The organism is Advenella mandrilli, assembly GCF_016595155.1.
Classification (GTDB): domain Bacteria; phylum Pseudomonadota; class Gammaproteobacteria; order Burkholderiales; family Burkholderiaceae_B; genus Advenella; species Advenella mandrilli.
Window position 1 is genome coordinate 16,827 of record NZ_JAENGP010000004.1, and the last position, 21,691, is coordinate 38,517.

18 protein-coding genes are annotated in these 21,691 nt (G+C 47.2%); 4 read left to right on the plus strand and 14 right to left on the minus strand.

All coding sequences use genetic code 11. From position 1 onward, the window contains the following. Positions 1 to 2: 2 nt before the first annotated feature. Positions 3 to 2,384 (plus strand): DUF3772 domain-containing protein, encoded by a 2,382-nt coding sequence (locus JHL22_RS04530; protein WP_200234386.1) that lies wholly within the window; start codon positions 3 to 5, stop codon positions 2,382 to 2,384. Between the two features lie 161 nt (positions 2,385 to 2,545). On the opposite strand, the gene JHL22_RS04535 is transcribed toward JHL22_RS04530, so the two are convergent. From JHL22_RS04535 to JHL22_RS04580, 10 genes are all read right to left on the minus strand, one after another. Beyond that, positions 2,546 to 3,124 (minus strand): nitroreductase family protein, encoded by a 579-nt coding sequence (locus tag JHL22_RS04535; RefSeq protein ID WP_200234389.1) that lies wholly within the window; start codon positions 3,122 to 3,124, stop codon positions 2,546 to 2,548. A gap of 37 nt (positions 3,125 to 3,161) precedes the next feature. Continuing rightward, positions 3,162 to 3,872 carry a pyridoxine 5'-phosphate synthase gene (locus JHL22_RS04540; RefSeq protein ID WP_200234391.1) on the minus strand — a complete coding sequence of 237 codons (711 nt, stop codon included), beginning with the start codon at positions 3,870 to 3,872 and terminating at the stop codon, positions 3,162 to 3,164. Between the two features lie 18 nt (positions 3,873 to 3,890). After that, positions 3,891 to 5,336, minus strand: coding sequence for an efflux transporter outer membrane subunit (locus JHL22_RS04545; RefSeq protein WP_200234393.1), 1,446 nt, complete (start codon positions 5,334 to 5,336; stop codon positions 3,891 to 3,893). Next, positions 5,333 to 8,590: a multidrug efflux RND transporter permease subunit gene (locus tag JHL22_RS04550; RefSeq protein WP_200234395.1), complete on the minus strand. Its 3,258-nt coding sequence runs from the start codon at positions 8,588 to 8,590 to the stop codon at positions 5,333 to 5,335. Before JHL22_RS04550 ends, JHL22_RS04545 begins: the two co-directional genes overlap by 4 nt. 8 nt (positions 8,591 to 8,598) lie before the next feature. Further along, positions 8,599 to 9,801 (minus strand): efflux RND transporter periplasmic adaptor subunit, encoded by a 1,203-nt coding sequence (locus JHL22_RS04555; RefSeq protein ID WP_200234397.1) that lies wholly within the window; start codon positions 9,799 to 9,801, stop codon positions 8,599 to 8,601. Positions 9,802 to 10,098: 297 nt separating this feature from the next. Then, entirely contained in the window at positions 10,099 to 10,893 is a 795-nt protein-coding gene (locus JHL22_RS04560) for an ABC transporter ATP-binding protein (protein WP_200234399.1), read from the minus strand. 4 nt (positions 10,894 to 10,897) lie between these two features. Then, complete coding sequence (locus JHL22_RS04565; RefSeq protein ID WP_200234401.1) at positions 10,898 to 11,785, minus strand: ABC transporter permease; 888 nt, start codon at positions 11,783 to 11,785, stop codon at positions 10,898 to 10,900. A 109-nt stretch (positions 11,786 to 11,894) separates the two neighbouring features. Then, positions 11,895 to 12,866 carry an ABC transporter substrate-binding protein gene (locus JHL22_RS04570; RefSeq protein ID WP_200234403.1) on the minus strand — a complete coding sequence of 324 codons (972 nt, stop codon included), beginning with the start codon at positions 12,864 to 12,866 and terminating at the stop codon, positions 11,895 to 11,897. A 92-nt stretch (positions 12,867 to 12,958) separates the two neighbouring features. Continuing rightward, the gene (locus JHL22_RS04575; protein WP_200234405.1) at positions 12,959 to 13,738 is read right to left on the minus strand and encodes a spermidine synthase; all 780 of its coding nucleotides are present in this window, start codon (positions 13,736 to 13,738) and stop codon (positions 12,959 to 12,961) included. Beyond that, positions 13,738 to 14,919: an acetyl-CoA C-acyltransferase family protein gene (locus JHL22_RS04580; RefSeq protein WP_200234407.1), complete on the minus strand. Its 1,182-nt coding sequence runs from the start codon at positions 14,917 to 14,919 to the stop codon at positions 13,738 to 13,740. Before JHL22_RS04580 ends, JHL22_RS04575 begins: the two co-directional genes overlap by 1 nt. A 102-nt stretch (positions 14,920 to 15,021) precedes the next feature. Here JHL22_RS04580 and xth point away from each other — a divergent pair, with 102 nt between their 5' ends. Continuing rightward, positions 15,022 to 15,795 (plus strand): exodeoxyribonuclease III, encoded by a 774-nt coding sequence (xth, locus tag JHL22_RS04585; RefSeq protein WP_200234409.1) that lies wholly within the window; start codon positions 15,022 to 15,024, stop codon positions 15,793 to 15,795. A 108-nt stretch (positions 15,796 to 15,903) separates the two neighbouring features. On the opposite strand, the gene JHL22_RS04590 is transcribed toward xth, so the two are convergent. Both JHL22_RS04590 and JHL22_RS04595 read right to left on the minus strand, forming a co-directional pair. After that, complete coding sequence (locus tag JHL22_RS04590) at positions 15,904 to 16,464, minus strand: SecDF P1 head subdomain-containing protein (RefSeq protein WP_200234411.1); 561 nt, start codon at positions 16,462 to 16,464, stop codon at positions 15,904 to 15,906. Between the two features lie 17 nt (positions 16,465 to 16,481). Next, positions 16,482 to 17,207, minus strand: coding sequence for a pseudouridine synthase (locus JHL22_RS04595; protein ID WP_200234413.1), 726 nt, complete (start codon positions 17,205 to 17,207; stop codon positions 16,482 to 16,484). A gap of 87 nt (positions 17,208 to 17,294) precedes the next feature. Here JHL22_RS04595 and JHL22_RS04600 point away from each other — a divergent pair, with 87 nt between their 5' ends. Next, positions 17,295 to 17,879, plus strand: coding sequence for a chorismate--pyruvate lyase family protein (locus tag JHL22_RS04600; protein WP_200234414.1), 585 nt, complete (start codon positions 17,295 to 17,297; stop codon positions 17,877 to 17,879). A 36-nt stretch (positions 17,880 to 17,915) separates the two neighbouring features. On the opposite strand, the gene JHL22_RS04605 is transcribed toward JHL22_RS04600, so the two are convergent. Together JHL22_RS04605 and JHL22_RS04610 are read right to left on the minus strand one after the other, a co-directional pair. Continuing rightward, positions 17,916 to 18,254 carry a P-II family nitrogen regulator gene (locus JHL22_RS04605; RefSeq protein WP_200234416.1) on the minus strand — a complete coding sequence of 113 codons (339 nt, stop codon included), beginning with the start codon at positions 18,252 to 18,254 and terminating at the stop codon, positions 17,916 to 17,918. A gap of 67 nt (positions 18,255 to 18,321) precedes the next feature. Further along, a complete protein-coding gene (locus tag JHL22_RS04610; RefSeq protein WP_200234418.1) occupies positions 18,322 to 19,998 on the minus strand; it encodes an NAD+ synthase in 1,677 nt (558 codons plus the stop codon). Positions 19,999 to 20,127: 129 nt separating this feature from the next. Between JHL22_RS04610 and argH the strand changes: the two genes are divergently transcribed. Then, entirely contained in the window at positions 20,128 to 21,543 is a 1,416-nt protein-coding gene (gene argH, locus JHL22_RS04615) for an argininosuccinate lyase (protein WP_200234420.1), read from the plus strand. Positions 21,544 to 21,691 lie beyond the last annotated feature (148 nt).

A 21,691-nucleotide genomic window follows, 5' to 3' on the forward strand; every position in this document is an offset into this window, starting at 1 on the left:
TTATGCTGTCCAGACTTATCCTGTCTATTTTAATTGTTTTCCTGGCATTTAGTACAAACGTTTACGCGGAAAACGGGCAAAAATTCCCGATTCTTGATGACATTCAGGCTAGCCTAGATGCACTTCCCAAAACAAACGAAGATAATGCCGGGATTCAAAAAACGCTGGATCAGTTAAAAACCATTCAGGCAAGCGCGCAGCAAATTATCAGTGCCAAAACCCAGGAATTGGCCGACATAGATACAAAGTTAAGTAATTTAATTGATACGCCCAAACTTGAGGATATTCAAGGTCCTGTTTCTCCTGAATCAAGGGATATAGAAGCCCAGCGTACCGCTTTGCAAAAAGAGCGTGAACGCCTTGATGCCAATATCAAACTAGCCAAACTGTTGATTAGCGAAGGTAATCAGCGTAGCCTGAAATTGATGGCAGAGAGCCGTGCCCAGTTTCAGGCTGAATTATTTGAAAGGGTTAAATCCCCATTAAAAGCGTCATTCTGGCAGAGCTTTTCTCGCTCTTGGTCGTCCGATTTTCCCAGAGTACAAAAATTTTCTGACTCCATTATCGCTGTTTTTAAGCAAGCCCTTGAAAATGAAAATAAAAATTTCTTTTATGCGGGTATTTTTCTTGCCCTGATCACCATCTTTGTGGTTAGTCAGCTCTTGCAAAAGTTGATTCGCCTGATTGCTATCGAAAAAATTCCAACCGGACGGGCGCGACGCTCTTTGGTAGCAGTAGGAATAATCCTTAACAATGTGATTATTACTGGTTTATCAGTTTATTTTATATATGCTGGCCTTAACTGGAATGGTATTGTTAGCCCAGATCTCAAGGAGTATCTGGTTTCCCTGATCTATACGATTATTTTTGCATCACTGATTACCGGATTGGGTAACGCTTTATTCTCGGTACGTCATGAATCCTGGCGTTTGCCACCACTAAGCAATTCACTGGTTAAAGCACTGAAGCCCTACCCCTGGCTTATTGCCACCTTGATTGTGGTGCATCAGGCAATCATTATCAGTAGTTCCCAGATTGGCATTTCCCTTGGCACAGAGGTTGGGCTCAGGGTAATTTCAACGATTACCATGGTGGTGCTGGGATTTCTTATTTTAGGTAAAATTGCCCGTTATTACCGTCTCATACCTTTGAATAATAAGGACGTTAATAGTCAGCTACCTGTTACGGTATGGCCAGTCGCACTTCGAGTTCTGTGCTGGATTATTATCATTGTCACGCTGGTTTTTACGTTCATTGGGTTTGTTGCACTGGGTTCATTTCTTATTACCCAACTGCTCTGGGTTGTCATTGTCATGGCCACCTTTTACATATTATTCAAGCTAAGTGATGATTTGTTCCAAGCCAGTATTGCATCTCAAGGACTAATTGGCATACGCCTGGTAGAGCATTATGGAATTACACCCAACTTCCTGAATCAATTGACCACTATTTTATCAGCGCTTACAAAACTGCTGCTGTTTTATTTATTGATCATGATTTTGCTAGTTCCTTTTGGTAACAGCCTGACCGGGCTGTTTAACCGGGACGGAAAGCTGGATGCATTTATACAAACCTGGCAAAATTTCATCACGCCAGGTATGGTATTAAGTGCAATCATGATCATTGTTGGCGGGATTGTGATTGGGCGGCTGCTTAAAAACTGGCTTGTTGGCAAATATTTTCCAAATACCAGTATTGATACCGGCGTCCGCTTAAGTATTGTGACCGTACTGGGTTACATTGTTGCCATTATCACGGTAAGCCTGATGCTTTCCACCTTGGGTATCAGTCTTGAAAGATTAACCTGGATTGCCAGTGCCCTTTCTGTGGGTATTGGTTTTGGTCTGCAGGCGATTGTACAAAACTTCATCTCTGGCTTGATCATGCTGGTGGAAAGACCGGTCAAGGTCGGAGACTGGGTTGTAATTGGTACACAAGAAGGAGATATTCGCCGCATTAATGTAAGGGCAACTGAAATCCAGTTAGGTGATCGTTCTACCTTGATTGTCCCAAATTCCGAGTTTATTACCAAGTCTGTCAGGAACATGACGCTTAGTAAAAGCGAAGGTCGTGTGCAAATCCGTCTTCCCCTTCCCTTATCTGAAAATCCAGCACAAGTCAGGGATATTATTTTTTCAATTTTTGAAAACAATGAAGACGTTCTTGATGATCAAGGCCTGGAACCCTATATTCGCCTTGATGGGATTGAGGGTGGAAACCTGATCATGGTAGCAACCTGCTTTGTGATTAGTCCCCGTTTAGCCGGACGCATAAAAAGTGAATTGTTATTTGAAATAATAAACAGACTTCACCAGGAAAACATACTGTTAAGAGAGCCTTTGAGAGTTGAGCAATTAAACCCGGTACAAAATAATATTAATTAAAATGATCAGTAAGGTAACGACTGTCTTGTTTTACCTTAGGAGTCTGCATGATTGGCAATAAGCCTGTGGGGTAATACTCTTGCACCGGCAGATAAAAATCCCGTAAAAAAAACCTGGCTTTAAGCCAGGTGGGGTATCAAGATGTTGACTCTGATTGCTGCTCAGGCAATCGGCCCAGTCCACTCTTCGATGAAAAAATCGTAACTTAAACGTTCTTTTTGGGGAATTGGCATTTTTGGAGTGCCAATGGCCAAAAAGCCCATGAAACGATAATCCAGGGCATCAAAACCCAAGCCGGTTTGAAACTCATCAATATAAGTAGCAATACCGGTACTCCAGAAGGCGCCATAACCCAGCATATGTACGGCATTAAGGATATTGGTAACTGCAGCACCCGTTGCCAGCATACGCTCGGATTCACTTATTTTTGTATTGCTGTAGTCGATATGGCAGGCAACAGCAATAATCAAGGGAACCTCATCCAGCCATTGACGTGTTGCCGCCTCTTTATCCGGATTGAAGGGTTCTGTGCTGGCCTGCTTCAAGCCAATAGAAAAATCAGCAAATTTCTTGATTGCTTCTCCACGAATAATCTTGAATCGCCATGGACGTAACGCACCATGATCGGGGGCTGACATCGCTGTCTGAAGTATAAGCGCCAGTTCTTCGTCAGAGGGAGCCGGAGAGGTAACCATTTTCATGGAGTTACGATTCAGAAGATAATTAATTGCTTCATTCATGGCAAAACCTGTTTAAATATTATTCAGTTAAGAAAGACTAACGCAGTAACGCTTTCATGTCCCGTACCGCTTTTTCCCAGCCGTCAAAAATAGCCTGTGACACAATGGCATGACCAATATTTAGCTCGGAAATGCCACCCAAGGCAACAATAGCCTGGACATTCTGGTAATGCAAGCCATGACCTGCGTGAACTTTCAGGCCAGCACGAAGTCCTTCGGCAATGGCTATTCTTAAGCGTTCCAATTCTGTCTCGACTTTATCGCCCGACGCTTCAGAATAAGTGCCTGTATGTAGCTCAATCACGGTGGCTCCTGCCTGGGCAGCCGCATGAATTTGATCTATATTGGGGTCTATAAATAAAGAAACCCTTGAGCCGGCATCATGCAATCTGGAGACGGCTGATTTCACCTGCTCAAATGATTCAATAACATTCAGTCCGCCTTCAGTGGTCAATTCCTGGCGACGTTCCGGTACCAGACAAATATCGTGTGGCTTGACATCACAGGCAATATCAAGCATCTCACTGGTAATGGCGCACTCCAGGTTCATGCGGGTGGTTAACCGGGGAAGGATAGCGTAAACATCCTTATCCTGAATGTGACGCCGGTCTTCACGCAAATGCAGAGTGATGACGTCTGCCCCCGCCTGTTCCGCCAGTAAGGCAGCTTTAAGGGGGTCAGGGTAGGCACTATGGCGTTGCTGCCGGAGAGTGGCTACGTGATCAATATTTACACCTAAATCAATCATAAAAAAAGAATACAAAAATTATTTGGAAATAACGGAGGTTTGTGTCCAACCACCACCTAGGGCTTTATAAAGCTCTATACGATTCTGGATAGAATCAAAGCCGGTTTGCAAAAAGCCTTGCTGCACTGCAAATAAAGCAACCTCTGCTGATTGTACCTGCAGGAAACTGTCTATGCCGCTTGAATAACGCAAATTGGCAAGATTAAGTGTTTCATAGGCGGCAGCCTGTTGCGCACGTAATGCATCAAGCTGTGACTGGTAAGTCGCCTCACCAGCCAAGGCATCTGCAATTTCACGAAAAGCGGTCTGTATGGATTTCTCATATTCAGCCACGGCAATATCGCTGCGTACTTCCGCCAGGTCAAGATTGTTTCTTAATTTACCAGCAGTGAAAATTGGAATATTAATAACGGGATTGAACGACCACATGCCATTACCGCCATCAAACAAAGAACCCAGGTCGGGGCTGGCAATACCTAGTAATCCGGTTAATGAAATGGATGGGAAAAAAGCAGCCCGGGCAGCGCCAATATTGGCATTGGCCGCTTTTAACCTATTTTCCGCCGCAAGAATATCCGGACGTCGGGTTAACAGTGCTGAAGGCAGTCCTGTCGGCAGGCTGCTCATGACGACATCACTGGTAAACGGTCCTGGGGCTGGTAAATTGGCAGGAATTGGCTGGCCAAGGAGTAACTGCAGAGCATTCCTGGCACGCATTTCACCACGGGTAATTTCTGCAAGTGAGACTTTTGCTGCCTCAAGCGTGGTTTTTGCCTGGTTGACATCTAATAATGAGGCTACGCCGCCACGGTAACGACTTTGGACCAGATTAAGGGTTCCCTGACGTGACTTGATGGTTTTGTTAACCAGTTCTTTTTGTGCTTCCAGATTCCTGAGATTGAAATAAGTGGATGCCAGCTGCCCAATCAGGTTGATTTGAACGGTAGTGCGTCCCTGCTGTGTTGCCAGGTATTGTTCAAATGCCGCTTCAGACAGACTTCTTTGACGACCAAAAAAATCAAGCTCAAAATTGGTCATGCCAAGGCCTGCCATATTGCTACGGCTTACCGAAGGCGATAAGGCACCACCGGCACGCATGTCTTCGGGCAGGCGTTGTGCGGTTTGTTGCGCATTGACACCTATTTGAGGAAAACGGTCACTGCGCTGGATACCGTACAGGGCACGGGCCTCTTCTACCCGTTGAATGGCTATCCGCATGTCACGGTTGTTTTCAAGGGCAATCGGGATAAGGGCCTTAAGTCGATCATCTTTGAAAAAAGTTTCCCAGCCCAGATCGGCCGAATGCTGAACACCATCAGGTGCCACTGTACTGCCCTGCCCGGGAAATTGATCGGGCACAGGCATTCCTGGGCGTTCATATTTTGGGCTTAACGAACACCCGGCCAATACCGTTGCCAGCAAGACGACAGACAACTTAGGAGAGAAGTGTTTTACGATATTCATTTTTCAGGGTTACTCTCATCAGGTTGATTTTTATTACTGTCTGAAGATGACTGGTCAAGCGTTTCTATCTCGGCGACATCTTTATAGATTTCGTGCCGATAAGCATGCTCTTCTTTTTCGATTTCAAAAGACTGGGCCTGTTCACCTAACAAGCGTGGCCGAGTTTTGAAAATTTTCATGACGATAACAAAAAAGACAGGAACAAAAAGCACCGAGAAAGGTGTGGCAGCCAACATGCCACCAATTACACCAACACCCACTGCACGTTGCCCTGCGGCACCGGCTCCGTCTGCTAATACTAAAGGTAACACACCAAGAATGAAAGCAAAAGAGGTCATGAGAATGGGCCTGAAACGCAGACGTGCCGCTTCCATGGTTGACTCAACCAAATCCCTGCCCGATGCATAAGCATCTTTGGCAAACTCTACAATAAGAATTGCATTCTTGGCTGACAAGCCAATAATGGTAATCATGCCCACCTGGAAGTAAATATCATTGGACATACCCGTGAGGGTGGTCAGACCAACCGTTCCCAGCATACCCAGAGGAACAATCAGCATGGCTGACACCGGAATGGTCCAGCTCTCGTACAAGGCAGCCAGAACCAGGAAAACGACAATCAGGGATAGGGCCATGGTAATGGGTGCCTGGTTTCCTGCCTGGATTTCCTGGAATGACAAGCCAGCCCATTCATAACCAATACCTGAAGGCAATTGCGCAATCAGACGTTCGATTTCGGCCATAGCTTCACCGTTGGAATAGCCCGGTTGGGCTTGTCCACTAATGCTGATGGCATCAAAGCTGTTAAAGCGGCTGACCTGGGTTGGGCCTTGGGTCCAGTCGAGCTTGACGAAGGAGGACATATCCACCAGTTCGCCGGCAGCGTTATGCACCTTGAGCTTCAGAATATCTTCGGGGGTCATGCGGAACTGGGCGTCAGATTGAAGCCAAACGTTTTGCATCCATCCGGTATTGGGGAACTTGCCCAAATAACCGGAACCGATTGCACTACCCAGCACATTGGCAACCTCAGTCATGTTAACGCCCAGCACTGCCGCCTTCTCACGATCAATGTTGACGTTAAGCTGTGGCCCTGGGCCAAGACCTGAAATTCGCACTTGCGTAAGAATATTACTTTTCTGGGCCAAACCTAGCAGTTGATTGGCCGCATCACGTAATGCTATTTGCCCCAATGCCCCCCTGTCTTGCAACTTTAAGTCAAAACCGGTTGCTGTTCCCAGGGAGGGAATTGCAGGTGGAATGACGGAAAATACCATGGCATCAGGAATGCCAAATAACAGGCTACCAGTAGCTTTGGCAGAAAGATCCTGGGCAGATTGCCCTGGCCCCTGGCGTTCGGAAAACTCTTTCAGGGGAACGAAAGCAATGGCCGAGTTAAGGCCGCTACCACTAAAGCTGAAGCCCTGAACCGTGATGATGTTTTCCATTTCTGGCACTTTGGAAAAATAATCTTCTACCGTGTCAATGACCTCGATAGTACGATTGGCTGACACACCGGATGGCAGTTCAATGTTAGCAATCAGGAAGCCCTGATCTTCATCGGGAAGGAATGAGCTGGGTAAACGCAAAAATAGGTAGGCCATGCCAATCGATAAAATCAGGTAGATCAGCATCATGCGTCCACCTCTTTTGATGAAAGCACCTACCCAGCCGGAATAACCGTTGGTTATTTTATTGAATACCCGGTTAAACCAGCCAAAAAAGCCTTTTTTAATTTCATTGTGACCCTTGGCAACCGGTTTTAAAATGGTTGCACATAAGGCCGGCGTAAACGTTAAGGCCAGAAACGCCGAAAATCCGATTGAGACAATCATGGAGACGGCAAACTGGCGATAAATAACACCAGCGGAACCGCTCATGAAGACTAAAGGAATGAAAACAGTCATCAGGACCAAGGTAATACCAACAATAGCTCCACCGATTTGTGGCATGGCCTTATAAGTGGCATCTTTGGGTGAAAGCCCTTCTTCGGACATGATTCGTTCTACGTTCTCAACAACAACAATTGCATCATCCACCAAAATACCAATGGCCAGAACCATGGCAAACATGGTAAGGGTATTAATGGAGTAACCCATAAACAGCAACGTTGCCACGGTACCCATTAATGCAATTGGCACCACCACGGCAGGAATGACCGTATACCTGACATTTTGCAGGAACACGAACATCACGATAAAAACCAGAATCATGGCTTCTATCAGCGTATGCACCACTTGAGTGATAGAGGCATCTACATAAGGTGCGGTATCGTAAGGAATGCTGTATGTCACGTTCTCGGGGAAATAACGGGACAGGCTTTTCATTTCATCGCTAATTGATTTTGCGGTTGACAGCGCATTAGCATTGGGCGCCAGTGAAATCGCAAAAGCGGCAGATGGAGAGCCATTCAGGCGGGAGCTGAACTGATACGAGTCTGAACCAATCTCAACCCTGGCCACATCCTTGACGCGCACAATAGAACCGTCAGGGTTGGCACGCAAAACGATATTGGCAAATTCTGCAGCGGTTTCCAGCTGGCCATTGGTAGAAACAATGGCACTGATTTCCTGGTCTTCAGGTGTAGGCGGAGAGCCAAGGGTACCGGCCGCAATGGCCCGATTTTGTGCCGCCAACGCGGTACTGATATCGGTCATGGTCATACCATAACTGGTGAGCTTGGCAGGGTCAGTCCAGATACGCATGGCCCTAGGTGCGGCAAATAGCTGGAAAGTACCCACCCCTTCAATCCGGGAAATTGAGTTTTGGATATTCCGGGTAATGTAGTCACCCAATTCGGCCGCCGAGGTGGAGCCATCTGTAGAGCTTAATGCCACAATTAATAAGAAACCGGCCGAACTCTTGCTAAAACGCAGGCCTTGATCCATCACTGCCTGAGGCAGCTTGGAGGAGACGTTGGCGACTTTGTTCTGAACCTCAACCTGAGCCATGTTTGGATCAGTGCCCGGCTTAAAAGTGACATCAATGTCTGAGCGGCCATAAGCATCACTGGTTGATGAGTAGTAAAGAAGGTCTTCTGCTCCATTTAGCTCATTTTCAATGACACTGGTAACCTGTTGCGCCACATCTTCAGCAGAAGCACCGGGATAAGTGGCACTGATGTTAATGGTAGGAGGGGCGACTTCGGGGTATTGCGCCACCGGCATGAACGGGATCGCAATTACGCCTGCAAAGAAAATGATAATCGCAACAACCCAGGCGAAAATCGGGCGATTGATAAAGAAGTTTGACATATATCTTCTCAGTTTTCCGCAGAATTATTGGAACCGGCGGTTTCTTCAGGTGATGGTTTTTTCCAAGGGGTTGGTTTTACCGTGCCGCCTGGCTGTGCTTTCTGGAATCCTTCAACAATGACTTCATCGTTGGGACTTAGTCCTTTATTGATAATGGTTTTGCCATCAACGGAATTGCCTTCTTCAACGGCAACAGAAACAACCTTATCATCTTTAACCAGCAACAGTTTTACCAAACCGTCTGGGGTACGTTGTAACGCTTGGTCAGGCACCATGAGTGCCTGTGGGCTGATGCCCTGCTCTAGCCGTACCTGGGTAAACATGCCTGGCAACAGAATATGCTGGGGGTTAGGGAAAACAGAGCGCAAGGTAACTTGGCCGGTTGTTGGGTTTACGGTAACGCCAGTAAAAAGCAGCTTGCCATTTTCCGGGTAAAGGGAGCCATCATCCATTTCAAGCTGGACAACAGCCGTCCCCGTTTCGGTTTGTTTAAGCTGGCCATCAGCCAGTGCCTTGCGCAGATTACTTAATTCACCGGTCGTTTGGGAAAAGTCCACATAGACTTGATCTATTTGTTGCACCGTAGCCAGATGCGTGCCACTGGCAGCGCTAACCAATGCTCCTTCAGTGACAAATGCCTCACCAATAATGCCATCAATAGGAGAGGTTACGCTGGTATAACCAAGATTGATTTGAGCGGCATCAAGAGCTGCTTTGGCCTGACTGATGGCTGCATCTGCCTGAGCGGCCTGTGCAACCGCGTTATCGTACTCTTGACGGCTTACCGCTGCTGATTTGACCAGGGTTGAGTAACGCTTTGCCAGTAAACGGGCGCTTTTGGCATTTGCCTCGGCCTGTTCAAGTGCGGCGGCAGCCTGGTTAACCGCTGCCTGATACGTAGCAGGGTCTATTTTAAATAGCAGTTGCCCTTCTTTGACAACACTTCCCTGCTGAAACTCGATGTTTTCAATAATACCGGTAACACGGGCACGAACCTCTGCATCTTTAATGGCCTGTATCCGGCCCGACAGTGTGGTGTAAATTCTGGCTTCAGCAGGTTCTACTTTAATGGTAGAGACTGGGAAGACCGGAGGACCTCCGGCTGTTGCGGAATTGGCCGCCTCGTCTTTTCCACAACCACTTAATATAAGCGCCGAGCATGCAAGCAGTGTTGCAATTTTATGATTGACAAAGGTTGATTTTATTCTCATTTGACTGTGACCCGAAAAATACCCCTTAAGGATATTTTTATTGAAAATGTTGATTCAATTAAAAGATAGCGTAAATTATAATGGAAAAAACACTTGCCTAGGCAACATTTCAACCATTGCAAAAATATTACTTGCCTAAGCAATATTTAAATCACATAACGATTTTTTAACGCTATACAAATGTAAAAAAATATTAAATGACATGCATAGACCAAAATAAGAGGGCAACAGGAACAAGAATTATTTTAATTACGCAATAATCGCATATTTTAGTCCAATTTAATGAAATTGTTTTGACTAACCCAATAAAAGAGCATCGTCAGAAACTTGCTCACCCCTGACTTTTTCAAACATCTGAAGCAGGTCGGAGACGCTCATTCCTTTGCGTTTTTCTCCACTGACATCCAGCACCACCTGCCCCTGGTGCAGCATGACCGTTCTTTCACCTGTTTCAAGAGCCTGTTTCATGCTATGCGTGACCATCATGGTGGTTAGTTTTTGTTCTGCCACCAGCTTTTGCGTTAATTCAAGTACAAAATGGGCGGTTCTTGGGTCTAGTGCCGCAGTATGCTCGTCTAGCAATAAAATCTTGCTGGGTTGCAAGGCTGCCATTAGTAAACTAACCGCCTGGCGTTGTCCACCCGAAAGCAATCCGATACGGTCGGTAAGGCGATTTTCAAGCCCTAGCCCCAGAATAGCCAGACGTTCCCGGAAGAGGTCTTTCATGAATGGCTTAATGGCTTGACCCAGGCCTCTTGAATGTCCCCGGTTATAGGCCAGGGACAGGTTTTCTTCGATGGTCAGGTCTTCACAGGTTCCGGCCATGGGGTCCTGGAATACACGTGCCACACTGCCTGCCCGTTGCCAACCAGGTACACGGGTAACATCAAGATCATTAAGCCGGACACTACCGGTGTCCACCATAATTTCACCGGCAATGGCATTTAAAAAAGTGGACTTCCCGGCACCGTTAGAACCAATGACCGTAACAAACTGCCCTTCAGGGATCGTTAATGACATGCCTTGCAAGGCCCGGGTTTCAATGGGTGTACCCGAATTAAAAGTAATATGTAAGTTTTCAGCTTTTAGCATATTGTTAACCTTTTTTCGCCTTTAGCATTTTATTAAGTTTAGGCAAAATTAGCGCAAAAGTAACCAGTAAAGCCGTAACCAGGTTAAGGTCTTGTGCCTTGAGCCCGACAAAATCACTGTTTAAAGCCAGGGCAATAAAAAAGCGATACAGCACGGCGCCAATAATAACCGCCAGCGTTACATAAACAAACCTTCGGGCAGGAATAATGCTTTGTCCAACAATCACCGCGGCCAGCCCAATCACAATGGTACCTATTCCCATTGATATATCTGACCCCCCCTGGGATTGCGCAAACAATGCGCCACCCAGTCCGACCAACGCGTTTGATATGGCCATGCCCAACATAACCATGCGATCGGTTGATATGCCTTGCGCCCTGGCCATCCGCAGGTTTGAGCCGGTTGAACGCATGGCCAGTCCGGATTGGGTGGCAAAGTAACGGTCTAACAGAAATTTGGCCATTAACACAACGAAGAGCAAAAGCAACGGTCGCCAGACATAGTCATCGATGAAAGCAGGTTGCAGGATTGAAAACACCGTGTCATTGAAGATGAGCGGTATATTTGGTCCACCCATAATCCGGAGATTAATGGAATACAGGGCAGTCATCATGAGAATGCTGGCCAGTAAATCCATAATGCCCAGCTTGACGTTTAACCAACCCGTTATCATGCCGGCCAATGCACAGGCCAGCATCGCCAGTGCGGTTGCCAGAAAAGGGTCGCCACCAAGGCTGATAACCAGAGCGGCAATGGCCCCACCGGTAGCAAATGTGCCATCAACAGTCAGGTCAGGAAAGCGCAAGATCCGAAATGAAATGAACACACCAAGTGCTACCAGACTGTAAATAAAACCCAGCTCAAACGCACCAAGAGATGAAAATAAGGACATGTTTATTAGTAATTGTGGTCGGGTAAGGTACAACGGTATATATCAATACCGCTAAATGCCAGCATGAATCACAAACCCGGATAAAACAGGATTTGTAATTCAATATTTTTTATTCTACAACCACGGCGGCTGACTTCAAGAGATCTTCAGATAGTTCGACCCCCTGGTTTTTTGCCGCTGCAGGGTTGACGTACAATTCCAGTTTGGAACTGGTTTGTGAAGGAATAGTGCCTGGATCTTCACCTTTCAGAATACGGACCACGATTTCACCCGTCTGGATGCCCAGGTCTTTATAGTTGATACCCAAGGCGGCAATGGCACCACGCTTAACGCTGTCAGTATCAGAAGCAATTAAGGGGATGTCAGCTTCATTGCCCACTTTGACCAGCGCTTCATAGGCAGAAACCACGTTGTTGTCGGTGTTAGTATAAATAACATCAACTTTACCAATCAGGCTTCGTGCGGCAGAACCCACATCAACAGAACGGGGCGCCGCAGCTTCTATTAGCTCCATACCTTCTTTGGGTAGCAACTCGTGCAGTCGCTTAACAACAACTGCAGAGTTGGCCTCTCCGGGGTTATAGACCATCCCTACTTTCCTGGCATTGGGAACAACGCGTTTGATCAGGTCTACCTGTTTTTCAAGCTCAAGCACATCGGATACTCCGGTGACATTGCTACCCGATGCCTCGACGGTTGAAACCAGTTGCGCGGCAACCGGGTCGGTTACGGCGGAATATACCACGGGAACTTGCTTGGTGGCGGCTACAACAGCCTGGGCCGAAGGGGTGGCAATAGCCACAATGGCATCGGGTTTATCACCAATAAACTGGCGTGCAATTTGTGCTGCCGTGCCTGTATTGCCTTGTGCGCTCTGGTAATCAAGATCAAGGTTTTTGCCTTTTATATAGCCGTTTTTTTCAAGCGCCTCTATGACACCGTCACGAACTGAATCAAGTGCCGGGTGCTCGACAATGGCTGTAATGGCTACAGATTTTTCTTGTGCGTAAGCCAGATTAGAGGCGACTATTGCAGCCACTAAAGTAGCCCCTAGACCCGATTTGAATTTTTTTGCCAACATAACAACTCCGACTAAGTAATAAATTCTAAATTCTCACACAGGCCATATACCAGTAACACTGGTAAAAACCAGCATGCGTCATTACAAGTTTGTTAGAACTTCAACAGACCCTTCATTTTATGCTCGCCTGACAAGAGCTTTACCCACTTTGTGGCAGGTAAACCATAACGGCGCTCGACATCGGCCGCACGAGCAGCCAAAACTTCTTCTTCAATTTCAAGGGGCGGCCCGGTAAAAGCCAGAACTATCCGGTTTCCGTCCTCTGTTTCGGGAAACATAATTACCCGGTTTGCGAAGGCTTTGTTGATATTCCTGATGTTGGAATGAAAACTGGGGTGATGCCCAAACAGATTAATAACCGCAATACCCAGATCACCCAATACACGACGGCAACCCTGGTAAAACACCAATGAGTTGCAAACCGGCCCCTGCGCGGTATAGTCGTATAAATCCACCATGAGCACGGAACAGCGGTCGTGATTGAGTGGGTCGGTGACCCACTCATGGGCATCATCATGGATCATGGCGTGCCTTTTGTGATCACCCAAACGAAAGTAAGACTGGCATATCGCCGTTACCATCGGGTTCCACTCTACGGTGATGGTTTGGCTTTGCGTATGCCTGAGGCAAAAGCGTGTTAATGCACCGGCTCCCAGGCCCAAAATACCAATATTTTTATCTTTGGGGGGAGACAGGAACAGTAACCAGGCCATCATTTGCTCGGTATATTCAAAAACAAGGCGCGAAGGTTTTGAAACCTGCATGGCGCCTTGCATCCAGACACTGTCGAAATGTAAATATCGTATGCCATCCTGTTCTGACATTGCGGGTGCATCATAGACAGGATGGGGTTCCAACTTTCTGCTTGCCATTAAACTCGCTCAAAAATTGCTGCAATACCCTGGCCACCACCAATACACATGGTAACCAGTGCGTATTTGCCTTGAATACGTTGCAGCTCGTACAAGGCTTTTACTGTAATAATGGCACCGGTTGCACCAATGGGATGCCCCAAGCTAATGCCACTGCCATTAGGATTGACTTTTGCCGGATCAAAGCCAAGCGCTTTGCTCACTGCGCAGGCTTGTGCCGCAAAAGCTTCGTTTGCCTCGATAACATCAAGGTCATTAATGGTAAGACCAGCCTTGGCCAATACCTTTTGCGTAGCGGGGACCGGGCCGATACCCATGATTCCCGGCTCTACACCAGCGTGCGCATAGGCAACCAATCGAGCCAGCGGTTGCAGGTTACGCTGCTTCACTTCTTGGGCGTTCATCAATACTACGGCGCCGGCACCATCATTGATTCCTGATGCATTACCAGCCGTTACCGTACCGTTTTCACGAACAAAAACCGGCTTGAGTTTAGCCAGCCCTTCAAGCGTGATATCCCGGCGCGCATGCTCATCGGTATCAAATATTACATCACCTTTACGTGTTTTTTGCACGATTGGAATAATTTGATCTTTAAAGTAGCCATTATCAATCGCATGAATGGCCCGGCGATGGGATTCCACCGCCAAGGCATCTTGCTCTTCACGGGTAATATTGAATTTTTTGGCGACATTTTCAGCGGTGACACCCATATGGATTTTTTCAAAAGGGTCAGACAACGCGCCGGTCATCATGTCCATGGCGACACTGTCACCCATGCGGGCGCCAAAACGATGGGCGGGCAGAATATAAGGTGCCCGGCTCATGTTTTCAACACCCGCAGCCACGGCAACCGAGGCATCACCCAACATAATTGACTGGGCTGCAGAAACAATAGCCTGCAAGCCTGAACCACAAAGACGGTTGACATTGAATGCAGGGGTTTCAATAGAAACGCCTGCATTAACGGAAGCCACTCGGGAAACATACATATCGCGGGACTCGGTATTGGCGACATGACCTACCACAACGTGGCCAACGTCAACGCCATCAAGATTAGCCCGGGAAAGAGCCTCTTTAATAACCGTACTGCCCAATTCACATGGAGGTATATCTTTTAACGAAGCGCCAAAATCACCAATAGCCGTTCTAACACCAGCAACTACAAAAATCTCGCTCATCTCTTCAATCCTTTTGGTAAAAAAACATAAATATTATTTTGAACTAAAATAGCCTTTTAATTTAACCCAGATCGCCTTCTATCTCAAAGGATTTATTAATACATGAAAATCGCAACCTGGAACGTCAATTCACTTAAGGTTAGATTGCCGCAAGTGATTGCCTGGCTACAGGAAAACCCCGTTGATGCCCTGTGTCTTCAGGAACTGAAGCAGGAAACCGATAAATTTCCGCTTGATGCTTTTAAAGAAATAGGCTATCACTGCGCCTGGACCGGCCAGAAAACCTATAACGGCGTGGCCATTATTTCCAGACAAGCGCCTGTTGATATTACACTGAATAACCCGTTTTTCGTTGATGCACAGCAAAGACTGGTCAGTATTACCGTGCCATCTTCAATTGGGGATATTCGCATTATTTGCGCCTACTGTCCCAATGGAAGTTCATTGGATAGTGATAAATACACCTATAAGCTTGAATGGTTCAAGGCCCTGCACCAGTATCTGGAACAACAACTTGAGAAATATCCCAATCTGGCTGTTTTAGGTGACTATAACGTAGCCCCTGAAGACCGCGATGCACATGATAAATACAATGGCGACATTCTGGTTTCACCACCTGAGCGCGAGGCTTTCCAGCGTTTACTCGATTTGGGCCTGACCGACTCTTTTCGCCTGTTTGAACAGGAAGAAAAATTATTCAGCTGGTGGGATTACCGCATGATGGGCTTTAGGCGCAATGCTGGCTTACGAATTGACCATATTCTGCTTTCAAAGCCATTACGGGATTTATGTACTGAATGCGTCATAGATAAACAACCCCGCAGAAATGAGCAACCTTCAGACCACACCCCTGTCATTGCCACCCTTGACATTTAATGAAAAAAGCCCGGGTTTGGCATTATGCCAAACCCGGGCAGTCTTTATTGAATAAATTTGCTTGCCCGGAAGTAAATTGGGGTCAGTTCATAAGCATTGTTAGCTTAATTACTCACCGTCCTGAATTCGCTGTTCAAGATCACTGGCCTGAGCAGCTGTGCTCATGGGAACAAACAAATGGCCAGTGCTAATAGTCTCGCCAATGGCTAAAATTGATACCAGCTTGTTATTCATGGTCACGGTTAAATCTTTACCCACATTACGGCTGGTAAAATTGGCAAGTTTTGCACTGCCCTGCCCGGAAAAATGCAAATCAATAAAAACATTGCCTGAGCCATCCTGTTTGGCAACTGCGTTTTGCAAATCATTTCTGGTTAGCGTTTGGCTGGGATCAACATAAATAAGCTGACCACTTTGCTGGACGGGAATATAACCCGCTAACGGTGTCTTTGAGGAAACATAGATCACAAGAGAAGACGCAACCCCCGCTGGCTGCCGGGGCAGCTCTGACGGTTGTCTGTCAGGTATCGGCTCGGCGGGCACGATCGGGACATCACTAAGCAAGGTCCCTCCTTTGCGATCATCGGGAAACAACTCTATGGTATCGCAACCGGCAAGAAAAAAAGTGACCCCAAGTATAGTGAAATTTACCAGATTTTTTATACTCATACTATTTCCAATTAATGTTAAAGGAAGCGCTCATGGCCTTTTAAATAACGCCATTGCCCTACTGGCAAGTCTGCCAATGCGACATTACCCATGCGAACCCGTTTTAACCCAACTACTTTAAGGCCTACCAACTCACACATACGACGAATTTGCCGTTTTTTTCCTTCGTGCAAAATGAATTTTAACTGATCATCATTCAACCATGAAACTTCTGCGGGACGCAAGGCCTGTCCGTCCAGTGTCAGGCCATGATTAAGCAGGTTCAGGCCATTGCCCTGAATTCTTCCTTCAACCCTGACCAGATATTCTTTCTCCACTTCAGAGTCTTCACCAATTAGCTGCTTGGCAATGCGACCATCCTGGGTTAGCACCAGCAAACCCTGTGAATCAATATCCAGCCTGCCTGCCGGCGCCAGGCCGCGCAGATGCCCGGATTCAAATCGTTGACGGCTTTTATCAAACTGACGATCGGCCGTAATCAGGGTGGCTGCCGGGCGGTATCCGCTTTCTGCCTGCCCGGATACATAGCCAACCGGCTTGTTCAGGATAATGGTTACCCTGGCGGTTTGCCTAGCCTGCGCCATTTTATCAAGTGTGATAGTCTGGTTAGGGTAGGCTTTGTCGCCTAAGCCAACTACCCTGCCGTCAACTTTTACCCACCCACGTTCAATATAGGCATCTGCTTCACGGCGTGAACATATCCCTTTTTCGGACATGAGTTTAGAAATTCTTGTTTTTTCCATGTATTTCTCAAATTTTTTAGCATTTCAACTCAATACTGAGTGAATTATTGATATATTCCATTAATAAAAAAATGAACATTTGTTGTAATGAACACTTATACAGATACTCCAAACTGGCTAATAGCATCTCCGCCAAAACTTAACCGCATACAAAAGCAGTGGTTGTTTCGTCCTGGCGCACTAACAAGCGGTTTGCGACAACTTGGCAACGTTGAAATAAAGATCTTGAAAGAATGCATACAAAGCCTGCCTTTTGATGAGGCAGGTACTTGCCGGCAATATACATCCAGTCCCGTATGGGTACGTGAGATTTTAATGTCCATCAATGGCATTCCGGCGGTTGCCGCACGCAGCCTGACTCCTTTAAAAGCATCACATGGTGTATGGCAAGGTATCAGGAAATTAAGAACCCGTCCTTTGGCTGACATTCTTTACAACGATCGTGCTATTACGCGCTCCAACTTTGAGTGCGGGCTTGTTAAAAGAACCATGCCCATTTACCACACGCTGGCCCAGGTTTTGCGTCCTGTTCCGATTAAACCAACACTTGCCAGACGTTCTACATTCTGGAAAGACGGACAACCCCTACTGGTGACCGAATGCTTTTTGCCTGCATTCTGGAATGAAATCATTCCGGCAGCAAGTCAAAACAAAAAACAGAATGTAGCATAAAAACACTGGTGCTAGAATGCCTGACGGTCTTGTTGCCTAGAGTGCCTGGTCATCCTGTTCACCGGTACGGATACGAACGGCTTTTTCGATATGAGTAACAAAGATTTTGCCGTCGCCAATTTTTCCTGTTCGGGCCGCCTTAACGATGGCTTCAAGGGCAGAATCGACCTGATTGTCGGGGATGGCCAGTTCAATTCTTACTTTGGGCAGGAAATCCACGACATACTCTGCACCACGGTAAAGCTCGGTATGTCCTTTCTGGCGCCCGAAGCCCTTGACTTCGGTGACGGTCATGCCACTGACGCCAATTTCAGCCAAGGCTTCGCGAACCTCATCGAGTTTGAAAGGCTTGATAATTGCAGTTACTAATTTCACCTTGTCTGTCCTTCGATTACTATGTTTATTGTTAACGATTTTAACCTGTCCATGCCATTGAATGAGGCTAGAAAGGATATCCATTGGTAATTGGATAGCGCCAGTCCCGGCCAAATGCCCTACGCGTTAACTTGGGTCCCGGTGCCCCCTGCCGGCGTTTGTATTCATTGATTCTTAACAGACGGGCCACTTTCTCAACCTCATGACGGTCATAGCCGGCCGCAATAATTTCTTCTGATGACTGGTCCTGCTCCATCATTCGTTCGATGATGCCATCAAGAATATCATACTCTGGCAAGCTGTCCTGATCGGTTTGATCGGGCCTTAGCTCGGCCGACGGAGGTCGGGTGATAATTCTTTCCGGAATAGCCGGCGTAATGGTATTGCGCCATTGAGCAAGACGGTAAACCCAGGTTTTGGGCAAATCTTTAAGCATGGCAAAACCACCTGCCATATCGCCATACAAGGTGCAGTAGCCGGTTGCCAGTTCAGACTTATTGCCGGTGGTTAACACAACCGAACCAAACTTGTTGGACATGGCCATTAACAGGGTTCCGCGAATACGTGCCTGCAGGTTTTCTTCGGTAGTATCAAGCGGCAGATTTCCGAAAATGGGCGACAAGGTGCTTAGGTAAGCCTCAAACATGCTGGCAATGGCAACCTCATGGTAGCTAATGCCCAATCGTTGCGCCATGTCCTGGGAATCAGTCACGGAAATATCCGCCGTGTATTCTGACGGCATCATGACCGCCTGCACATGTTGGGCGCCCAGGGCATCTACCGCAATAGCCAGCACAACGGCAGAATCGATGCCGCCTGACAAGCCCAGCAAAGCTTTTTTAAAAAAATTCTTGCCAAGATAATCTTGCGTGGCCAACACCAGTGCCCGCCATACTTCAGACTCTGGCGGTTCGGCATTGTTTTTATGTAAATCATTAAAGGGCAGGATATTATTTTGCTGTGCTTGGGCAAGTGGCAAGGCCTGTTCAGCTGTTAAGGCATTGGTTTGCAATTTCACAATACCCAAAGCCTGAACAAAAGTGTTCAGTTCCTGAACCAGCTGCCCTTGCCCGTTCAGTACAAAAGAATTGCCATCAAAAACCAGTTCATCTTGTCCGCCCACCATATTGCAATAGACAACAGCCATACTATGTTTACAGATGTTGTTCTGCATGACCTCGATACGCTGGTCATCTTTATTCATGGTGTAAGGAGAGGCATTGAGCACTAACAGTGTTTGCGCCCCGGCACTGGCCGCCTGTTCGGGTACATGGGGCAGCCAGGTGTCTTCGCAGATGGCAACACCAAAACAATGTCCCTTCAGCGTAAACGTAAAAGATTGACTACCGGCTGTAAAATAGCGTTTTTCATCGAAGACCGAATAATTGGGCAATTCCTGCTTGAAATAAGCCCCTTTAACCTTGCCATTAACCACCAAAGAAGCACAATTGTGTATGCCTTTGGCCGTTTTGACAACATGCCCTATTAATACATGCAGGCCAGTAAAGCCCGCCAGTTTGGCACATAAGTTTTCAAATTCGGAAGCCTGTTTCTTAATGAATTCAGGGCGTAGCAATAAATCTTCGGCTTGATAGCCAACCAATGCCAATTCTGGCAAAACAAGAATATCTACGCCATGCTCATGGGCCTTTTGTGCCGCCCGCACGATAAGCGCCGCATTGTCTGCAAAACGCCCTACCGTTGCATTAATTTGAGCCAAAGCGATTAAAATAGGTGCTTCCATGATAGAAAAACTTAAATATCCATTAAACTTTTAATTAAAACACAGTTGCGCTTTATCAACGATTAAAATACTTATAATTAGTATAAATTTCTTCTTCCATTTTTATTTTTATCATACTCGCACAAAATTATGTCCAACAATACATCCCCGCAAAATCAATTTGACAACAAGGCACAGGCCTGGTCTGCCCGTTTCAGCGAACCCGTTTCAGATCTGGTTAAGCGCTATACGGCGTCGGTTGATTTTGATAAACGGCTGGCCCGCTTTGATATCCAGGGCTCTTTGGCCCATGCTGATATGCTGGCTCATGTTGGGGTAATTTCTGCACAAGACCTGGCTGACATTCAACAAGGCATGCAACAAGTCCTGGCTGAGATTGAACAGGGCCAGTTTGAGTGGCTGCTTGATCTTGAAGATGTTCACCTGAATATTGAGAAACGTCTGGTTGAGCTGATTGGTGATGCCGGCAAGCGTTTGCATACCGGCCGCTCACGCAATGACCAGGTGGCTACCGATATCCGCTTATGGCTGCGAGAAGAAATTGACGTTTCGGCTCAATTGTTGGTGCAATTACGTCACGCACTGGCCACTGTGGCGCTTGAGCACCACAATACCATCATGCCCGGATTTACCCATTTACAGGTTGCCCAGCCCGTCACTTTTGGCCACCACTTGCTGGCTTACGCCGAAATGTTTGCCCGCGATGCCCAGCGTCTGCAAGACTGCCGCAAGCGGGTTAACCAATTGCCTTTGGGTGCGGCTGCCCTGGCCGGCACTTCTTACCCGATTGACCGTGAGCGCGTGGCACGCACCCTTGCGTTTGACGGTGTTTGCCGCAACTCCCTGGATGCCGTTTCCGACCGCGACTTTGCGATTGAATTCTGCGCCGCTGTTTCATTGGTCATGACCCATATTTCCCGCCTGTCTGAAGAGCTGATTTTATGGATGAGCCCACGCGTTGGCTTTATTGAACTGGCCGACCGTTTCTGCACTGGCAGCTCCATCATGCCGCAAAAGAAAAACCCCGACGTCCCCGAGCTGGCCCGTGGCAAAACCGGCCGTGTTAATGGCAACCTGATTGCCCTGCTTACCCTTATGAAAGGCCAGCCACTGGCCTACAACAAAGATAACCAGGAAGACAAGGAAGGCCTGTTTGATTCGGCCGATACCCTGCGTGATACCTTAACCATTTTTGCTGACATGGTTGGCGGTATCAAGGTTAAGGCAGAGAACATGCGTGCCGCTGCCCTGCAAGGCTTTTCTACTGCCACTGACCTGGCCGATTATATGGTTAAAAAAGGCCTGCCTTTCCGTGACGCGCACGAAGCGGTCGCCCTGGCGGTGCGTAAATGCGAAGAATCCGGCTGCGATCTGGCTGACTTAAGCCTTGAACAACTTCAGGAATTCAATGCCAGCATTGAAGAGGATGTGTTTGAAGTGCTAACGCTGGAAGGATCCGTGTCTTCACGCAATCATATTGGCGGTACTGCACCGGCAAGGGTTAAGGAAGAAGCCGAGCGTATTTTAGCTGAAACTGGGGCTTGATAGGCATTCCCACGCGGGAGTGAGTTGCTTCCCAAAGGTTGGGCAGTTAAAAACCAGGAAGCCAAGGCTTGAATTCGGTATTGCACCGGACTCAGGCCGTATGCTTGTTGCCACGTTCCCGCGTGGGAATGAACTGGGGAGCTTCATT